Origin of the sequence: Cloacibacterium caeni, from assembly GCF_907163105.1 — a bacterium.
Lineage (GTDB): Bacteria > Bacteroidota > Bacteroidia > Flavobacteriales > Weeksellaceae > Cloacibacterium > Cloacibacterium caeni_A.
On the sequence record NZ_OU015321.1, the window covers coordinates 279460 to 297932 of the forward strand.

General features: G+C 34.2%; 19 protein-coding genes. 8 read left to right on the forward strand and 11 right to left on the reverse strand.

Annotation, left to right across the window (positions count from 1 at the left end; all coding sequences use genetic code 11):
- Positions 1–5: 5 nt before the first annotated feature.
- On the forward strand, positions 6–1325 hold the full coding sequence (locus KKQ76_RS01285; RefSeq protein WP_213195487.1) for a DUF2779 domain-containing protein: 1320 nt from the start codon (positions 6–8) through the stop codon (positions 1323–1325).
- 106 nt (positions 1326–1431) lie between these two features.
- Positions 1432–2466 (forward strand): nucleoid-associated protein, encoded by a 1035-nt coding sequence (locus tag KKQ76_RS01290; RefSeq protein WP_213195488.1) that lies wholly within the window; start codon positions 1432–1434, stop codon positions 2464–2466.
- Positions 2467–2707: 241 nt separating this feature from the next.
- Here KKQ76_RS01290 and cysK read toward each other — a convergent pair whose 3' ends face one another.
- Complete coding sequence (gene cysK, locus KKQ76_RS01295; protein ID WP_213195489.1) at positions 2708–3643, reverse strand: cysteine synthase A; 936 nt, start codon at positions 3641–3643, stop codon at positions 2708–2710.
- A gap of 226 nt (positions 3644–3869) precedes the next feature.
- Entirely contained in the window at positions 3870–4694 is an 825-nt protein-coding gene (gene epsC / locus KKQ76_RS01300; protein WP_213195490.1) for a serine O-acetyltransferase EpsC, read from the reverse strand.
- A 188-nt stretch (positions 4695–4882) separates the two neighbouring features.
- Here epsC and KKQ76_RS01305 point away from each other — a divergent pair, with 188 nt between their 5' ends.
- On the forward strand, positions 4883–5809 hold the full coding sequence (locus KKQ76_RS01305) for a malate dehydrogenase (protein ID WP_213188556.1): 927 nt from the start codon (positions 4883–4885) through the stop codon (positions 5807–5809).
- A gap of 142 nt (positions 5810–5951) precedes the next feature.
- Positions 5952–7607, forward strand: coding sequence for an alkaline phosphatase PafA (gene pafA / locus KKQ76_RS01310; protein ID WP_213195491.1), 1656 nt, complete (start codon positions 5952–5954; stop codon positions 7605–7607).
- Between the two features lie 140 nt (positions 7608–7747).
- On the opposite strand, the gene KKQ76_RS01315 is transcribed toward pafA, so the two are convergent.
- Positions 7748–8275: a DUF4136 domain-containing protein gene (locus KKQ76_RS01315; protein ID WP_213195492.1), complete on the reverse strand. Its 528-nt coding sequence runs from the start codon at positions 8273–8275 to the stop codon at positions 7748–7750.
- Between the two features lie 4 nt (positions 8276–8279).
- Positions 8280–8471, reverse strand: a complete 192-nt coding sequence (locus KKQ76_RS01320) for a DUF5522 domain-containing protein (protein WP_213195493.1) — start codon at positions 8469–8471, stop codon at positions 8280–8282.
- Positions 8472–8552: 81 nt separating this feature from the next.
- Between KKQ76_RS01320 and KKQ76_RS01325 the strand changes: the two genes are divergently transcribed.
- The 4 genes from KKQ76_RS01325 (at position 8553) to hemL (ending at position 12419) form a co-directional block, all read left to right on the forward strand.
- Positions 8553–8882 carry a hypothetical protein gene (locus KKQ76_RS01325; protein WP_213195494.1) on the forward strand — a complete coding sequence of 110 codons (330 nt, stop codon included), beginning with the start codon at positions 8553–8555 and terminating at the stop codon, positions 8880–8882.
- A gap of 22 nt (positions 8883–8904) precedes the next feature.
- Positions 8905–9813, forward strand: a complete 909-nt coding sequence (locus tag KKQ76_RS01330) for a 1-aminocyclopropane-1-carboxylate deaminase/D-cysteine desulfhydrase (protein ID WP_213195495.1) — start codon at positions 8905–8907, stop codon at positions 9811–9813.
- Between the two features lie 81 nt (positions 9814–9894).
- Positions 9895–10935, forward strand: coding sequence for a glucosaminidase domain-containing protein (locus tag KKQ76_RS01335; protein ID WP_213195496.1), 1041 nt, complete (start codon positions 9895–9897; stop codon positions 10933–10935).
- A 185-nt stretch (positions 10936–11120) separates the two neighbouring features.
- Positions 11121–12419: a glutamate-1-semialdehyde 2,1-aminomutase gene (hemL, locus tag KKQ76_RS01340; RefSeq protein ID WP_213195497.1), complete on the forward strand. Its 1299-nt coding sequence runs from the start codon at positions 11121–11123 to the stop codon at positions 12417–12419.
- An 89-nt stretch (positions 12420–12508) separates the two neighbouring features.
- Here hemL and KKQ76_RS01345 read toward each other — a convergent pair whose 3' ends face one another.
- From KKQ76_RS01345 to gldB, 7 genes are all read right to left on the reverse strand, one after another.
- Complete coding sequence (locus tag KKQ76_RS01345; protein ID WP_213195498.1) at positions 12509–13924, reverse strand: CCA tRNA nucleotidyltransferase; 1416 nt, start codon at positions 13922–13924, stop codon at positions 12509–12511.
- Positions 13925–14110: 186 nt separating this feature from the next.
- On the reverse strand, positions 14111–14659 hold the full coding sequence (locus KKQ76_RS01350) for an L-threonylcarbamoyladenylate synthase (RefSeq protein ID WP_213195499.1): 549 nt from the start codon (positions 14657–14659) through the stop codon (positions 14111–14113).
- Between the two features lie 79 nt (positions 14660–14738).
- The gene (locus KKQ76_RS01355; RefSeq protein ID WP_213195500.1) at positions 14739–15245 is read right to left on the reverse strand and encodes a DinB family protein; all 507 of its coding nucleotides are present in this window, start codon (positions 15243–15245) and stop codon (positions 14739–14741) included.
- Positions 15246–15335: 90 nt separating this feature from the next.
- A complete protein-coding gene (locus KKQ76_RS01360; protein ID WP_213195501.1) occupies positions 15336–15782 on the reverse strand; it encodes a GNAT family N-acetyltransferase in 447 nt (148 codons plus the stop codon).
- 5 nt (positions 15783–15787) lie between these two features.
- Positions 15788–16927 carry a trans-sulfuration enzyme family protein gene (locus KKQ76_RS01365; RefSeq protein WP_213195502.1) on the reverse strand — a complete coding sequence of 380 codons (1140 nt, stop codon included), beginning with the start codon at positions 16925–16927 and terminating at the stop codon, positions 15788–15790.
- A gap of 101 nt (positions 16928–17028) precedes the next feature.
- A complete protein-coding gene (gene gldC / locus KKQ76_RS01370) occupies positions 17029–17352 on the reverse strand; it encodes a gliding motility protein GldC (RefSeq protein WP_069797807.1) in 324 nt (107 codons plus the stop codon).
- 69 nt (positions 17353–17421) lie between these two features.
- Positions 17422–18402: a gliding motility lipoprotein GldB gene (gene gldB, locus KKQ76_RS01375; protein WP_213195503.1), complete on the reverse strand. Its 981-nt coding sequence runs from the start codon at positions 18400–18402 to the stop codon at positions 17422–17424.
- Positions 18403–18473 lie beyond the last annotated feature (71 nt).

Here is an 18473-nt window from a genome sequence, read left to right on the forward strand (position 1 = left end):
TAACCATGAAAACACTTTCTAAATCTCGTTTCGTTTCTGGCGTACAATGCGAAAAAAAACTTTGGTATTCCTATTACCGAAAAGACTTACAACTGCCTACTGATGAACAAACTCAAGCAATTTTTGACCTAGGACATCAGATAGGAAATTTGGCACAAAATAGATTTCCTAATGGTAAAGATGCTACTCCAGAAGATTTTTCGGATTTTTCTCCTTCCATTGAAAAAACCAAACTATGGATTGCAGAAGAGGTAGAAACCATCTACGAAGCTACTTTTACCGCTAAAAATGCACTTTGTATGCTTGATATTTTACATCGAATGAATAGTGAAGTTTGGGCAATAGAAGTAAAAAACAGTACTTCTGTCAAAGATTATCATCTTACCGATGCATCATTGCAATATTTTGTGATGAAAGAAGCGGGTTATGCACCAGATAAGTTTTTTCTGATGCACATTAACAATCAGTACATTAAAAATGGTGAGTTAACAGATGAATTTTTTCATTTGGAAGATATTACAGATAAAGTTTTGTCTAAACAAACTTGGGTAGAAGAAAATTTGGAAAGATTACTTGTAATGTTAGAAAATAAACAGGAACCCAATGTTTCCATCGGTGAACATTGTTCGTCTCCTTTTGCTTGTGATTTCGTACATCATTGTTGGAAAGACATTCCCGAAAATTCTGTTTTTGAATTGTATCGTGGTGGCAATAAAGCATGGGAATTATATGAGCAAGGAATTCTGAAAATTGAAGATATAGAAGATGATTTTCCGCTTACGCATTTTCAACATTTACAAAGAAAAGGATTGAGAAATCAAGAGCAGTACATCAATAAAGAAGCCATTAAGAATATGATTTCTTCTTGGCAGTTTCCCTTATATTTCTTTGATTTTGAAACTGTTTTTCCTGCCATTCCTGTTCTGGACGGAACGAGACCTTATCAGCAAGTTCCGTTTCAGTATTCATTACATATTTTAGAAGAAGATGGCAAACTTTCACACAAAGAATTTTTAGCCCATCCTGAAGATTTTTCTAATGGTAAAAATCCACTGAAATTATTGGTAGAGCAACTCAAGCAAGATTTCGGAACCGATGGAAATATTGTCACATATAATCAGAGTTTTGAAGTGGCAAGATTAAATGAATTGGCAAATATGTTTCCCGAAGATGCTCCGTTTTTAAAAAATTTAGTGAGTAGAGTAGTAGATTTGTTGCCGGTTTTTCAAGGGGGATTTTTTTTGTTTTTATTTGGGCGGCATTTCCGTCTACAGCTCCCGCTTTTTTTCTGTCATAATGAGCAGAATAAACCTAACGAGCAGTAATTCTTTCAATATTTTTAGAAATTTGAAACCGCCATCAGACAGAAAAAAGAGCTCCGCTTTCGCCGGGCCGCGAAAAAATCTCCGTAAATTTCCCTATTTTCGCAGCATGATTTTCACAGAAGAAACCACACTAGAACATCTTTGCATCAATTACGTAGGAAACCAAACGCATCAAGAAGCTTTGGTAACCACAGATTCAGAAGTTTTCATCACAGATGAGATGAAAGCATTACTCAAAGATTATTTCCTTAAAAATTTTAAACCCGAAATCTTTTTCGAGTTTTTCCATAGTTCTAATATCGAGAATAACGAAGTGTTTACTTACGTTTCAGAGATTTTTGAACAACCAGAATTGTTAGAAAACCAATCCAAAAAATTGGCAAAACTGCTGTACGAACATTCTACCAATCCTAGAACCAAAGGTGGAGAATTCTACGTTTGCTTTTTCAAAGATTGCATCGTAAAAGGCGAAAGATATGACGCAGTTGGACTTTTTAAATCCGAAAATAAAGACACTTTTCTGAAAGTTTCTACCAAAAATGAAAACTTTGAGTTAGAAACCTTACAGGGAATCAATTTGAATAAAGTAGACAAAGGTTGCTTGATTTACAATACCAATAAAGAACAAGGCTATCTCATGTCTATTATTGACGGAACGAGTAGAGCAGAAACCAGTTATTGGATGGACGATTTCTTACAGGTTCGTCAGCGTCAAGACGAATATTTTGAGACGCAAGAAACGCTTACGCTTTACAAAGAATACATCACGAAACAACTTCCGCAGGAATTTGAAATCACCAAAGCCGACCAAGCAGATTTCTTGAATAAATCGTTGAGTTTTTTCAAAGAAAAAGAAGAATTTAAGATGGAAGAATTCACAGGAGAAGTTTTGAAAGACCAAGAAGTCATCCAAAGTTTTAATGCCTTCAAAACACAATACGAAGACGAAAGAGATTATGCTTTGTCAGACGAATTTGCCATCAATGATGCAGCAGTTAAGAAAAACGCTAGAATTTTAAAAAGCGTTATTAAACTAGACAAAAACTTCCATATTTACATTCACGGAGACCGAAAACTCATCCAACAAGGACAAGACGAAAACGGGAAATATTATATGCTGTACTTCGAAGAAGAAAACTAAAAAAAAATATCTCGCTGATTTAGCAAATTTAGCAGATTTTAAAAAAAATTTTCATCAGTATAATAAGCTAGAGTTTAAAAAATAAAGGACAAAAATTTACTTTTTTGTCCTTTTGAACTTCTTTATTTCAATCTTTTCTTTTGTCTCTTTTGCGGTTAATTAATTTTAAAAAACATCGGCTTAATCTGCAAAATCAGCGAGAGACAAAAAAAACGCTCCAAATTTTTGGAGCGTTTTCAATTTATTTCAATTCAGATTCATTTTCTTGAAACAAATCTGGAACTGACCAATATCTTTCACCAGTGTCATAATTAAAGGTCAAAACTTTAGCGCCTTTTGGTAATTCTGGCAATTTCTTCGCAATTGCAGCAAGAGAAGCACCAGTAGAAATTCCTGCTAAAATTCCTTCTTGAGCAGCTAATTTTCTAGCAAAATCAAAAGCTTCTGCTTTTTCTACTTGAATTACACCCTCTAGGATTTCAGAATTCAAAACTTTTGGTACAAAACCAGCGCCAATTCCTTGCAAAGGATGCGGACCAGGATTTCCACCACTTAAAACAGGTGAATCTGTAGGTTCTACGGCATAACTTTTCAGATTCGGGAATTTTTCTTTCAGAACTTCGGTTACGCCTGTAATATGACCGCCAGTTCCCACACCTGTAATCACAAAGTCAAATCCTTCTGGGAAATCTGCCAAAATTTCTTGAGCAGTGGTATTTTTATGAATTTCTGGATTTGCATCATTTTCAAATTGCTGTGGAATCCATGAATTTTCAATTGTAGAAGCCAATTCGTAGGCTTTTTTCACCGCTCCATTCGTTCCTAATTCTCTTGGAGTTAAAACAAATTCAGCGCCATAAGCAGACATGAGTTTTCTGCGCTCTACAGACATAGATTCTGGCATTACCAAAACTAATTTGTAACCTTTTACCGCGCAAACCATTGCCAAACCTACACCTGTGTTTCCCGAAGTAGGTTCTATAATCAAGGTATCTTTATTAATTTTTCCTTCTTTTTCCGCCGTTTCTATCATCGCAAGAGCAATTCTGTCTTTGATGCTTCCACCAGGATTTTGGCGTTCTAGTTTCATCCACACTTCTACATCACTCCCGAAAATCTTATTTAATTTTACCAAAGGAGTGTTGCCAATCACTTCTAGTACATTATTAACTTTCATATTTTTAAATTTTAAATATTATTAATTTGGGCAGCTTTACCGCCTTCCACTCCCGCTTTTTTAAAATTTTCCCCTCGTTAACTCTCCTAAAGGAGAGAGCCAAAAAATTTTAAAAAGAGCTCCGTTCAAGTCGGGCTGCAAGTTTCGTTATCTTAATTAAATTCAGTTTTTACTTATCTCTACCTCTACCTTTACCTTTACCTCAACCTCAACCTTAGCCTTTACCTCAAATAAAGTAGTTAATCGGTTCATCACCTGGAAATTTATTTCTCACCGTAACTTGACCTTTGTGAAAAACCACCGAATTTTTCGGTAGGCTGTCTGTAATCCAAACGTTTCCACCGATGATGCTGTTCTCGCCAATCACGGTTTCTCCTCCTAAAATGGTAGCATTCGCATAAATAACTACACCGTTTTCTATGGTAGGATGTCTTTTGGTATTGGCAATTTCTTTAGAAACAGAAAGCGCTCCCAAAGTAACTCCTTGATAAATTTTCACACCATTTCCAATTTCTGAGGTTTCACCTATTACAATTCCCGTACCATGATCGATGAAGAATGGCGAACCAATGGTAGCTCCTGGATGAATGTCTATTCCTGTTTTGCTGTGCGCCAATTCTGTCCAAATTCTAGGAATCAACGGAATTTTTTCCAGTTGCAATTCGTGAGCCAATCTGTAAATCGTAATTGCATAAAAACCGGGATAAGAAAAAGTGACTTCTTCTACAGAGGTTGCAGCTGGGTCATTTTCTAGTGCAAAAGCAGCGTCTTTTTCTAAAGTTTTATAGATTTCTGGGAATTTGGTAAAAAAATATTCTCCACATGCTGTGGCTTTTTCTTTGTCATCAAAAACAGAATACAGAATCTTGATAAAATCTATTTTAAATTGTTGTAATCTATTGGCGATTTCATCTTCTGAAGCACATCTTTGAAGCTCTAGAAAAAACACGAATCTGAAAAAATCATCGATAAAGGTTTCGATTTTCTTTTTGTCTAAATCATATTTTCTGTTAGAATATCCGTCTTGTAAATGCTTCAAAAAATTTTCCATCCTTCAAAATTTAAAACAAAGGTAAGCAATGTCTCTGTTTTTGTCCTTGATTTATGGTAATTTTTACATCTATTTACACGATTGAAAAATTTTAAAATTAGGATTTAATTCATATCAAGAAAATTGTCTAATCCTCAAATAATCATTAAATTTGAGCAACTTAATTTTAAACTTTAAAAAATAAAAAAATGAAAGTAACTGTAGTTGGAGCAGGAGCTGTAGGTGCATCTTGCGCAGAATATATTGCTATGAAAAACTTCTGTTCAGAAGTAGTTTTAGTAGATATTAAAGAAGGTTTTGCTGAAGGTAAAGCAATGGATTTAATGCAAACTGCTTCTTTGAATGGTTTTGATACTAAAATTACGGGAACAACTGGTGATTATAGTAAAACTGCCGGTTCAGATGTAGCGGTAATTACTTCTGGTATTCCTAGAAAACCAGGAATGACTAGAGAAGAGTTAATCGGTATCAATGCAGGAATTGTAAAAGATGTAACGGCTAACTTAGTAAAACATTCTCCTAATGTAACCATTATCGTGGTTTCTAACCCAATGGATACTATGGCTTACCTAGTTCACAAAACTTCTGGTTTACCAAAACATAAAATCATTGGAATGGGAGGTGCTCTAGATTCTGCAAGATTCAAGTACAGATTAGCAGAAGCTTTAGAAGCTCCAATTTCTGATGTAGACGGAATGGTAATTGCAGCACACTCAGATACAGGTATGCTTCCTTTATTGTCTAAAGCAACTAGAAATGGTGTTCCTGTAACTTCTTTCTTATCTGAAGAACAACAAGCGTATGTAGTAGAAGAAACTAAAGTAGGAGGTGCTACATTAACTAAATTATTAGGAACTTCAGCTTGGTATGCACCAGGTGCAGCAGTTTCTGTAATGGTTCAAGCAATTGCTTGTGACCAAAAGAAAATGATTCCTTGTTCACTTATGTTAGACGGAGAATACGGACAATCTGACATTTGTTTAGGTGTTCCTGCGATTATCGGTAAAAATGGAGTAGAAAAAATCGTAGAAATTGAATTGACTGAAGCAGAAAAAGAAAAATTTGCAACTGCAGCAGCAGCGGTAAGAGAAGTAAACGGAGATTTAAAATTCTAAAAAAATCTTTTTTTGAAATAAATGAAACGCATCTTTTAGGTGCGTTTTTTTGTGAAGTCAAACGGTTTAATTTTTAATGTAAAATTAAACTTTAGCTAAAATAAAAACCTTTAAATTTGCCTAAATTAAAATTTCTAGAAAAATGCTTAGAAAAATTAGCACTCTTGCATTAGTAACATTGGCTTTGTTATCTGTAGATGCACAAAAAAATAAAAATACTCAATACAATGATGGTGTAGAAAGACCAAAATTGGTGGTAGGAATTGTAGTAGACCAGATGCGTTGGGATTTCTTATATAAATATCAAGCAAAATACGGAAACGGTGGCTTCAAAAGATTATTAAATGAAGGCTACAGTTTTAATAATGTGATGATTGATTATATTCCTACGGTTACTGCATTAGGTCATACTTCTATTTATACAGGTTCTGTTCCATCGATTCATGGAATTGCTGGAAACGACTGGACTGATAAAGAAACAGGTAAAAATGTTTACTGTACCACAGATGAAACAGTAAATGCTGTAGGAACAGAAGCTAAAAAAATAGGTCAGCATTCTCCTAGAAATCTTTGGAGTACTACCATTACAGACCAGTTAGGAATTGCAACCAATTTTCGTTCAAAAGTAGTTGGCGTTTCATTAAAAGACAGAGCTTCTATTTTACCAGCAGGTCATAATCCTACTGCGGCTTTTTGGTTTGATGAAACCACGGGGAATTTCATCACTTCTGATTATTATTTGAAAGAATTACCACAGTGGTTGAATGAATTTAACAAAGAAGAAAACGGTAAAAAATTAGTTTCAAAAGGTTGGAAAACATTACTTCCTATCTCAGAATATTTTGAAAGTACAGAGGATAATGTAGCTTGGGAAAGCCTTTTAGGAAGTGCTAAAACGCCTACTTTTCCTTATGAAAATTTAGCAAAAGATTATGATGCTAAAAAAGGAGTGATTAGAACAACGCCTTTTGGAAATTCTTTAACCCTAAAAATGGCAGAAGCTTCTATCAATGGTTACGGAATGGGTGAAGACCAGATTACAGATTTCTTAACGATTAATATTGCTTCTACAGATTATGTAGGTCATGCTTTTGGTCCAAATTCTATAGAAATAGAAGACACTTATTTAAGATTAGATCAAGATTTAGAAGCGTTTTTCCAGCAGTTAGACAAAAAAGTAGGAAAAGGAAACTATTTGGTATTCTTATCTGCAGATCATGGTGCTGCACATTCAGAAGGTTATATGCAAGCCAATAAAATGGCAACAGGTTTCTTTGGCGAAGGTTTAGAAAAAACACTTAATGATGAACTTGAAAAAAAATATGCAGGAAGTAAATTGATTTTAGGAATTGATAATTACCAAGTTTATCTTAATCAAAATGTTATCAAGGAAAAAGGATTAGAAGCAGATGAGGTAAAGAAAACGATTCTTGGTTTGCTGAATAAAGATAAAAGAGTATTGTACGCAGTAGATTTAGAAGAAGTAGCAGAAGCAGCAATTCCTGAACCGATAAAAACGAGAATTATTAATGGTTACAACTGGCAAAGAAGTGGTGATATTCAAATCATTACGCATGACAGCATGTTGCCAACTTATGCTAAAAAAGGAACTACTCACAGCGTTTGGAATTCTTATGACGCTCACATTCCATTAATTTTTATGGGTTGGAAAGTTAAAAACGGACAGAGTGCAAAACCATATCACATGACTGATATTGCACCAACTCTAGCTCAAATGCTGAAAGTTGAAAATCCAAGTGGAAACATAGGAAATCCTATTACAGAAGTTTTAGAATAATAATAGATTTTTATCTATTAGGATATTATAAAATCGGGAAATTTTCCCGATTTTTTTGTTTTAAAATATGAAAAACCTACGGCGCGAGCAAAGCTCGCGCCGTAGGTTTTTAGACAATAATATTAAAGTTAAAAATATTTTTATTTTTTCACAGGCGGATAATTGGCCATAATCTCTGCTACAATCGCTGGAATTTGTTTTTGTTTAGATTTAGGAGAATCTACATTGATTCCGCTTCCTACACCTTGCCAAACTAATTTTCCAGTTTTAGCATCTACGATGTCAATAATCAAACTTCCTCTGTTGTAATCGGTAGTCCAAGCTCTGCTCATTCCAACTCCCCATCCAAAAGGTCTTCCCCAACCGTAAACACCGAAACTAGGCTCAATTCTGGTATCTTCTACTTTTTTATGAGAAGCTTTCAAGTTTACAACTAAATCAGGAGTTTGAGATGCAGATAAACCTTTCATTTGTAGGTTTTTAGCTACTTCGTTTAAAACACGGTCTTTGTCTAAATCATTCAGTTTTAAATCATCTACTCTAAACTGATACGTTTTATAAGAACTAAAATTGGCAGTTTCAGCATAATCTGTTCTCACATTAAATGGTGAACAAGACGTAACAAAAAGTGCTGCTGAAGCCAACAAAAGGAAAAAATATTTCTTCATTTTTTTATGATTTATGTGGTTTTTTCTCAATTTTTTTAAAAGAATCAGTCTTTTTATCATAACCATAAGGACAATGTTTACAACCACTTTTACAGCAATAACCGCGTTTTAAGTGGTATCTTTCGGTGAAAACTTTGTAGCCTAATTCATTATAATAAAAATCATCGCCTTCTACTAATTCTTTATCAAATTTCATTCCATAAAATTACAAAAAATTCAATCATATTTTTAAATCATTGTGTTAATTGCTCCTTTTAACTTTTCATATCTTTGTTCTATGATTATTTTGAGTTTACGCCTTCTCCGAAAGACTAGAATCAACGGAATTACCATTTTTCCGTTCATTTTTCTTCGTGAATCAGCGTTTAAGGAAAATAAAATACTCATTAATCATGAAAAAATACACATTCGTCAGCAATTAGAACTCCTCATTATTTTCTTTTATTTGTGGTATGTAGTAGAATATTACTATTGGTATTTTAAGTTAAAAGACAAACATTTGGCTTACCGAAATATCAGTTTCGAAAGAGAAGCTTACGCTATGGAAGAAGATTTAAATTACCTCGAAACCAGAAAAATTTGGAGCTTTTGGAAATACAGAGTGTGATTTTTAATGAAAGCATAAAAACATGAATTTACCCGAACATAAAATTCCAATTATAGAAATTCCAATCGGAAAAAAAGTAAGACTTTTCATCAAAAGAGAAGACCTTACCCATCCCGAAATTTCAGGAAATAAATATTGGAAAATGTTTTACAATGTCAAAAAATATTTGGAAAAAGAAGTTTCAGAAAGGAAAATTATCACTTTTGGAGGTGCTTTTTCTAATCATATTGCAGCAGCGGCAGCTTTGGGAGAAGAATTTGGCATCGAAACTCTAGGAATTATCAGAGGAGATGAATTAGAAAACTCTTGGCAAGAAAATCCCACCCTTTCTTTAGCGCACCAAAACGGAATGACTTTCAGATTTGTAACCCGAGAAACTTATAGAGACAAGGAAACTTTGATGAAAGACCTTCAGGAAGAATTTCCCGAAAGTTTGGTAGTTCCAGAAGGTGGGACTAATGAAAATGCGGTGGAGGGAATTCAGTTTATGCTCAATGAAGAAACTCAAGATTTTGACTATCTTTGCAGCGCTATAGGAACAGGAGGAACCCTTTCAGGAATTTCTAAATTTGCAGAAGAACATCAAAAAGTGTTAGGTTTCAAAGCTGTGAAAGATGAATCTTTGGAAAAAAGGATTTTAAATTTTTCTAAAAGACAAAATTTCACCATTTTTGATGCTTCAGATGGCGGTTTTGGCAAAATAACAGACGAAAATATTCGTTTTATAAATAAATTTTATCAAGATTTTGGCATTATTTTAGAGCCTGTTTACACTGGGAAAATGCTTAGGAAGATTTTTGAACTCATAGAAGAAGATTATTTCCCAGAAAATAGCAAGATTTTAGCTTTTCATACAGGAGGTTTGCAAGGAATAAAAGGAGCAAACGAAATGTTGAAAAAGAAAAACAGAAATTTAATAAAAGTTTTATAGATATTGAGTTCCGTAGGAACGAAAGGTTTGTAGAAAAAACATCATTATCAATAGGAAGTTCCGTAGGAACGACACATAAATATGAAGAAACTCATTTTAATATTTTCAATTGCCTTGTTTTCAAATATCCAAGCCCAAACTTGGAAAACCGAAGACCAATACATTCAGCGATTTGCACAATATGCTGTAGAAGAAATGGAATTATACAATATTCCTGCTTCTATTACTTTGGCGCAAGGACTTTTAGAAACAGGTGGTGGTCAGTCTAGATTGGCACAAGAAGGGAAAAATCACTTCGGTATTAAGTGTAAAGAAAACTGGACGGGCAAAACCATGAAACATACAGATGACGCACCAAATGAATGTTTCCGTGTGTATGAAGATCCTAGAGAATCTTACAGAGACCATTCTTTGTTTTTGGTGAATCGTCCTTTTTACAAAAATTTATTTCAACTTGACCCAAAAGATTATAACGCTTGGGCTCATGGTTTGAAAAAGGCAGGTTATGCGACCAATCCTAGATACGCTTATATTTTGATTGATAAAATTCAGAAATATAAACTTTTTGAATTTGACTATATCAAAAAAGAACAGGTGACCGAAAAACTTTTGGCTTTGTATCCCGATTTGGTGAATGATAAAGAATTTTTAGCTAAAAATTTACCAACTCCTAAAAAAGAAGAAGCTCCAAAAGTGGTAATCGATGCTCCAGAACCTGTAAAATTGACTAAAGAAGAAGTTTTATTATCTGTTCTGATGAAAGCACATCCTAATGAAGCTTTGAGATATATTGTGATTCCGATGGAACCAGATTATGATGATGCTTCGGAAGTAAACTTACAAGATATTTCTAAAAAATATGGCGTTTCTACTTCTAAATTGATGAAGTGGAACGAGCTTTCTTCTCAAACTTTAAAAGAAGGACAAATTCTCTTCCTCGATAAGAAAAATTCTAGCGGAAGTGTAGATACTTATAGAGCCGAAAAAGGAGATAATATGTATTCTATCGCTCAGAAATTTGCAATAAGACTTGATAAACTTTATAACAAAAACCGCATGGAATATGGAGATAAAGTAAAAGAAGGTCAATTAATTTATCTTAAAAATAGAAAACCTAGATAAAATTTTTTGTAAAGAATTTTGCGTGAGCGATTGAAGTGAAAATCCCGCAACCGCTGAAAGCGAGTGAGGAATTGTAACGAAAAGCGCGACCTGAAATAAAAATTTTTGTCATTCTGAATGGAATGAAGAATCTGAAATTTTTATGAAGGACACGCCCAAAACATTAAAAAAATAAATTCAAAATTATGTTATATCAAAGAAGTTCGGCTTTATTTGAAGAGGCGTACAAATATATTCCAGGAGGTGTTAATTCGCCAGTTCGTGCTTTCAAATCTGTAGGAGGAGTTCCTATTTTTATGAAATCTGCGAAAGGTGCTTATTTAACAGATGCAGATGACAGAACTTATGTAGATTACATCAATTCTTGGGGACCAGCAATTGTAGGTCACGCTCATGATGAGGTAGTAGAAGCGGTAAAATTACAAGCAGAAAAAGGCTTTTCTTTTGGTGCGCCAACAGAATTAGAAACCGAAATTGCAAAATTTATCATCGAAAATGTTCCGAATATTGACCAAATCAGAATGGTTTCTTCGGGTACGGAAGCTTGTATGAGCGCGATTCGTTTAGCAAGAGGTTATACAGGAAGAGAAAAAATCATAAAATTTGAAGGTTGCTATCATGGTCATTCTGATTCATTTTTAATTAAAGCAGGAAGTGGAGCTGCCACTTTTGGGAACCCAAATTCTCCGGGAGTAACTTCTGGAACCGCAAAAGATACACTATTAGCAAAATACAATGATATTGAACAGGTTCAGGATTTGTTCCGTCATAATCAAGGTGAAATTGCTGCGATTATTGTAGAGCCGGTTGCTGGAAATATGGGTTGCGTTTTGCCAGAAAATAATTTCCTTCAAAATCTTAGAAAAGTTTGTGATGAAAATGGCGCTTTATTGATTTTTGATGAAGTAATGACAGGTTTCAGATTGGCTTTTGGTGGAGCGCAAGAATTGTACAACGTGAAAGCAGATATTGTAACTTACGGAAAAGTAATTGGCGGCGGAATGCCAGTTGGTGCTTTTGCGGCAAGAAACGAAATTATGAATAAACTTTCGCCAAGAGGTGATGTTTACCAAGCGGGAACTTTAAGCGGAAATCCTCTCGCAATGAGAGCTGGATTGACAACGCTTCAACTCATTAAAAACAATCCTAATTTCTACGAAAAATTAAATAAGACAACTGAAACGCTAGATTTTGAAATTGGTAAAATTCTTAATGCAAAAGGAATTGCCCATAAAATCAATAGAAAAGGAAGTATGATGAGCATTTTCTTCCATACCAATAGAGTTTCTAATTTTGAGGAAGCTGCAGATTCTAACCATTCATTATTCAATAATTTCTTCCATCAATTGTTGGCTCAGGGAATTTATCTTCCGCCAAGTGGTTACGAAACGTGGTTTATCTCTGACTCCATTAACGAAACCGAAATTGATAAAACGCTTGAAGCGGTTAGAAATTTTGACTATTCAGATAAAGTAGAAGACTAAAACAAAATCCCTCAAATTTTTGAGGGATTTTTTTATTGCCACGAATACACAAATATTTTTAAAATTAATTCGTGTATTTGTGGCATAGTTTATATTTCCAATCCTAAAAGTTTCGCTTCTTTAATCACGAAATTTCGAGCTTCGTCTTTATCATTGGCAATTTCTCCTTCTAGAATCGCTTCTTTTACTTTTTCTTTCAAAATCCCAATTTCACGACCAGGTTTCAATTGGAACATTTCCATAATTTCTTCACCAGAAATCGGCGGTTGAAAATTTCTAACGTGGTCTTTTTCTTCCACTTCTTTGATTTTCTTCGCCACATATTCAAAATTTTTCTTGAATTTTTCTTGTTTAGAAGCGTTTTTCGTAGTGATATCTGCTTTACAGAGCGTGAACAAATCTTCTAAATCTTCACCAGCGTCAAAAAGCAATCTTCTCAAGGCAGAATCCGAAGTTCCATCATCAATCAAAGCAATCGGTCTAGATGAAAGTTTTACCATTTTTTGAACATATTTCATGTCTGGTCCTAATGGTAATTTTAGTCTCGTGAAAAGATTTTTCACCATTTTAGAGCCTAGAAATTCGTGTCCATGGAAAGTCCAGCCTATTTTTTCTACAAATTTTTTAGTCGGTGCTTTTCCGATATCGTGCAATAAAGCAGCCCATCTTAACCAAAGATTATCAGTGTTTTTAGAAATATTGTCCACGACTTCCAAAGTATGCCAAAAATTATCTTTGTGCGTTTGTCCTTCTACTTCTTCAATGCCTCTTAAAGCGGTTAATTCAGGAATAATTTTTTCTAGAAGTGTGGTTTCTTCCATCAATTTTAAACCAACAGAAGGTCTTTCACTCAACATAATTTTGTTGAATTCTACCATAATCCTTTCCATCGAAACAATTTTGATGCGTTCTGCTTCTTGTTTGATGGCTTCTAGAGAATTTTTCTCAATATTAAAATGTAAAACCGATGCAAATCTAATCGCTCTCATCATTCTCAAAGGATCATCAGAATACGTTTGTGCAGGTTCTAAAGGTGTTCGCAGAATTTTGTTCTGCATATCTTCTCTTCCGTTGAAAGGATCAATCAGTTCTCCGAAATTTTCCGCATTCAGTGAAATTGCAAGAGCATTTACAGTGAAATCTCTGCGTTTTTGGTCGTCTTCTAAAGTTCCAGTTTCTACCGCTGGTTTTCTAGAATCTTCGGAATAACTTTCTTTTCTGGCGCCCACAAATTCCAAATCCAAATCTTGGTATTTAATCATCGCAGTTCCATACGTTTTGAACACAGAAACCTTCAAATCTCCGAGCTCTTTTCCTACCGATTTTGCAAGTTCTATTCCGCTTTGTTCGGTTACAAAATCGATGTCTGTTGGTGCTTTTCTTTGCATCAACAAATCACGAACGTAACCGCCAACAATATAAACCGTTTGGTTATTTTCTTGAGCGACTTTAGAAATGATTTTAAAAAGTTTGAAATTTTTATTTTGGGTTAAATTGATTTTCATTTTTGTATAAAAACTCTCGCAGATTGAGCCGATTTTGCAGTTTTAATCTGCGGTTTCTGCTAAATCTGCGAGAAATTAATTTTTTGCAAAGATAAGATTAAAACACAGAGACACCAAGAAAAACACAGAGAACACAAAGTTGTTGCTCTATGTTCTCTGTTTAATCTCAGTTTCGCTGTGGTAAGACTACTCGCGAAGTACTTTCACTCTCCCGTCACTCCAAATTTTGATGACAGAAGAACCAGAATATTTGGAAACAGATTCTCTGTTTTCTTCTACAGCGTAATCTACCGCATCAATCAATTCTTGAGAAATATCCGAAAATTTCAATGGTGATTTGTCTCCACTAAAATTTGCCGATGTGGAAACCAATGGTTTATTGAGTTTAGAAATCAATTTTTTGCAAAAATCATCTTTTACCAATCTAATTCCGATGCTTCCGTCTTCGGCAAGAATTTCTTTGGGTAAATTTTTAGGATTTTCATAAACAATGGTAACTGGTTTTTCAGACAAATCAATAATTTGCCAAGCCATTTCTGGAACGTCAACCAAATCTTGTAATCGGCGTTCGTTTTCCACCAAAATAATCATAGATTTGGTTTTCTCACGCTTTTTGATTTCAAAAATTTTGTTGATGGCTTCTACATTGGTCGCATCACAACCGATTCCCCAAATCGTATCCGTAGGATATAGGATTACGCCGCCGTTTTTTAATATTTCTAGTGCTTTTTGCATTTTTTTTAATTTTTATTTCCCACAGATTTCACGGATTTAAATTCTTTTGTGAATATCTGTGTAATCTGTGGGAGAAAATTCATTTCAAATTCGGTAAATATCTTTCCTCAATTATTTTTAAATGATGGAAATTGTGTCCCACGATTAATCTTCCGATGGTTTCTACAGAAATTTCGTTTCTGTTAGCTTTTCCAGTGTTGGTAAGTGCTGCATTTTGTAAATTTTCGAAGAAAATGATAGACGTTTGTCTCACAATTCTGAACTCTTCTAACAAACTTACCAAAGTTCTATCGTTGGCAAAAGAATTCGCCACGAAGAAATCTTCATCAAAACCAGACAATTCGGTTTGGTCTTTTCTGGCAAAACGAAGCGCTCTGTATTGGAAAATTTTTTCGGTATCTATTAAATGAAGAAGCAATTCCTTGAGCGTCCATTTTCCTTCTGCGTATGCAAAAAGTGATTTTTCGTTGTTTAAACCAGAGAAAATCTGAATCGTTTCTGCTCCAGAATTGATCATTTCTTCCAACCAATTATCAGATGGAATTAGGTCTAAATATCTTTGAATATATTTTTGAAATTCAGTCATAATTATTTACGATTTACGATTAGAAAATTACGATTTTGGATTTAAAATTTTTCATTATTCTGTTAGAAATCGTAAATCCAAAATCAAAGATTAAATAGGATTAGTCCATTCATAAAAATTGGCGTGAGTATATTGCTCAAAACCACAACTTGGATAAAGTTGGTTGCCAATTTCGTTGGTTTTATCGGTTTCTAAAAGAATTCCGCAAGCTTTTGTTTCTCTACAAAGTTCTTTTGCGCTTTCTATCAAAGCTTTAGAATGTCCTTTTCCTCTGTGATTTTCGTTGACAAATAAATCATTTAACAGCCAATATCTTTTCATTCTTGTAGAAGAAAACAAAGGATATAATTGAGTAAAACCCGTCAAAATTCCGTTTTCTTCTGCTACGAAAATTTCAGAATCTTGGTTTTCTAATCTTTCTTTTAGAAAATTGACAGCACCTTCAATATCACTTTCCTTGTGATAAAAACTTCTGTATTGGTCAAATAAATTCGACAGTTGAGGTAAATCTTGTATGGTTGCTTTTCTCGTCAACATAGATATTAGTTAAAAGCTTGTTCTAAATCAGCAATTAAATCTTCAGCATCTTCTATACCGCAACTAAGTCTTACCAAATCATCGGTAATGCCCAATTCTGCACGTTTTTCTGCAGGAATGGAAGCGTGAGTCATGAGTGCAGGATGATTTGCCAAAGATTCTACACCGCCCAAACTTTCGGCTAACGTGAAGACTTTCAATTTTTCTAAAAATTGGATAGAATCTTCTTTTTTACCTGATTTGAAGGTGAAAGAAATCATTCCACCGAAAGTTTTCATTTGTTTTTTCGCCAATTCTAACTGAGGATTGCTCGCTAAATTTGGATAAAAAACTTGATCTACTTTTGGATGATTTTGCAAAAATTCTGCAATTTTTTGTCCGTTTTCAGAATGTCTTTGAACTCTTAAAGCCAAAGTTTTGATTCCTCTCAAAACCAAATAAGAGTCGTGAGGTCCTAAAATTCCGCCACTTGCAAACTGGATGAAGTGTAATTTTTCTCCTAATTCTGGAGTTTTGGCAATTAAAGCTCCTGCAATAACATCAGAATGTCCACCTAAATATTTGGTAGCAGAATGCATCACAATATCTGCACCTAAATCTAAAGGCGTCTGAATATAAGGGGTTGCAAAAGTATTATCCACCGCTAAAAGAATATCTTTTCCTTTGATGAGTTCTGCAACTTTTTGAATGTCAACTAATTTCATTAAAGGATTGGTAGGTGTTTCCAGCCAAACCAATTTGGTTTTTTCGTTGATGAGCGGAAGTATGTTTTCAGGGTTTTCTAAGTTTACAAAGTGAAATTTCAGTTGATATTTCTCAAAAAGTCTGGTAAACATTCTATAACTTCCTCCGTATAAATCGTCAACTGCGATGATTTCGTCTCCTGGATTTAATAATTTCAAAACGCAATCAATTGCAGCCAAACCAGAACCAAAAGCTAAACCTCTAGCTCCGTTTTCTATGGAAGCGAGTGCGTCTTCTAACGCTTGTCTAGTAGGATTTGCGGCTCTAGAATATTCGTAACCTGAATGTTCTCCTGGAGATTTTTGTGCAAAGGTAGAAGTGAGAAATACAGGAACATTTACAGAACCTGTAACTTTTTCGTGGCTTTGATTGCCGTGTATTACTTTGGTATTGAATTTCATATCTTTTTGCTTTCTGCTTTCAGCAATTTGCTTTCGGCGAACAAAATGCTGTATTTTTTTAAAAAATGCTGATTGCCGACTGCCGAAAGCCGACTGCAATTTTATTTAATTTTACTCATAAAAGCGAAATCTTCCGCAAATTCTTGAATTTTTTCGGCTACATCGTCTTCGCCAGTTGCTCTTTGATAAGTATGACCAAGAGATACAAAAATTTGATGCAGGAACATTTTCATTTGATCTACAGGCATATCTTTAGTCCATAAATCGATGCGCAATGCTTCCATCGCTTTTTCGTCCCAAACTGAAATCATGGTGGCCTTGGTTTCTTGATTTTCTACACCACCATCTTGAGCATTCCAAGTCATTTTTTCTGGAACGTGATTTTCGTCTAATTCTACGTTGATTGTTATCTGTGTTTGTCTCATTTTTTGGAGTTTCGAGTTCCGAGTTTCGAGTTCCGAGTTTACCTCGTAACACGCATCTCGCATCTCTTTTTAATTTTTAGGTTTATAATTACTGTTGTTAAATATTTCTGTTGCAGGTAAATGCAAGAATTTTTGCAAAGTTATCTCAGGATTTTTTTCTAAATATTGTCTGCAAATTTGCCAACCGATAAAAGCACCCACTCTAGGAGAAGATTTTGGGTCTATTTCGGTGTAAAATTTTGAAAAAGGAGCTTTTGCCAAAAATCTTTCGTCTAATCTATTGTCATCGCTGAAAAGCAAGTCGTTTTCTACAAAATAATTCCAAATATTTTCTTCATTAGAAATCGCCCAAGATTGTTGGTCTTTAGAATAGTGGATTTTATATTGATCCAATGTTTTAGGAAGAAAAGCGTCTTGTAAAATCATTAACTTTCCAAAATTCACGATTTTATCCAAAAATTTATTGTGGTCTGGAGTTGCAGGAACATAATCTGCAGCGATGGTTTCTGCTACTTTTGGCAAAACGTTTTGAGGCGTCATTTCTTTTCTCATGTAAACATCTATTCCTTCATAAAATTCTGATTTTTCGCCTAAAAATGCAGATAAATCTATGAACAGTACACCTTCATTTGGAACATACAAAATAGGTTCTTCATACAATTCCGTAGCCGAAGAGAAAACGTAAACTTGTGGGTTTTTAAATTCAGGGAAATAGTATTTTATGTGAGCAAAAAGTGCAGCCAATTGTTTTTCTAAATTCGCTAGATTATTTTTATTTAGAGCATCTTTATAGACTCTTTTTTCGATGGCATCTGCACGTTTTTTCTCGTAAGTAGCATCTGGAACTTTCGGAGCAAGGAAAAAGCTATACTTTTTTTTAAATTCAGGAAAAGGGATTTTTTCGTTGTAAAATTCAGCAGAAATGTCTGTTATTTTTACAGGTTCAGTATTTTTGATTTCTACATTCCAACGGTTTTCTCCCTCTTTATTACAAGAAAAAAGAATTAAGAAAAAACTGAAAAGAAGAGTGTATACAATATATTTTTTCATGGGTTAAAACATTTGACCAAACTAATCTGTGAGTTCGGCAAAAATTTAATTATTTTTACAAAAAATTAGTT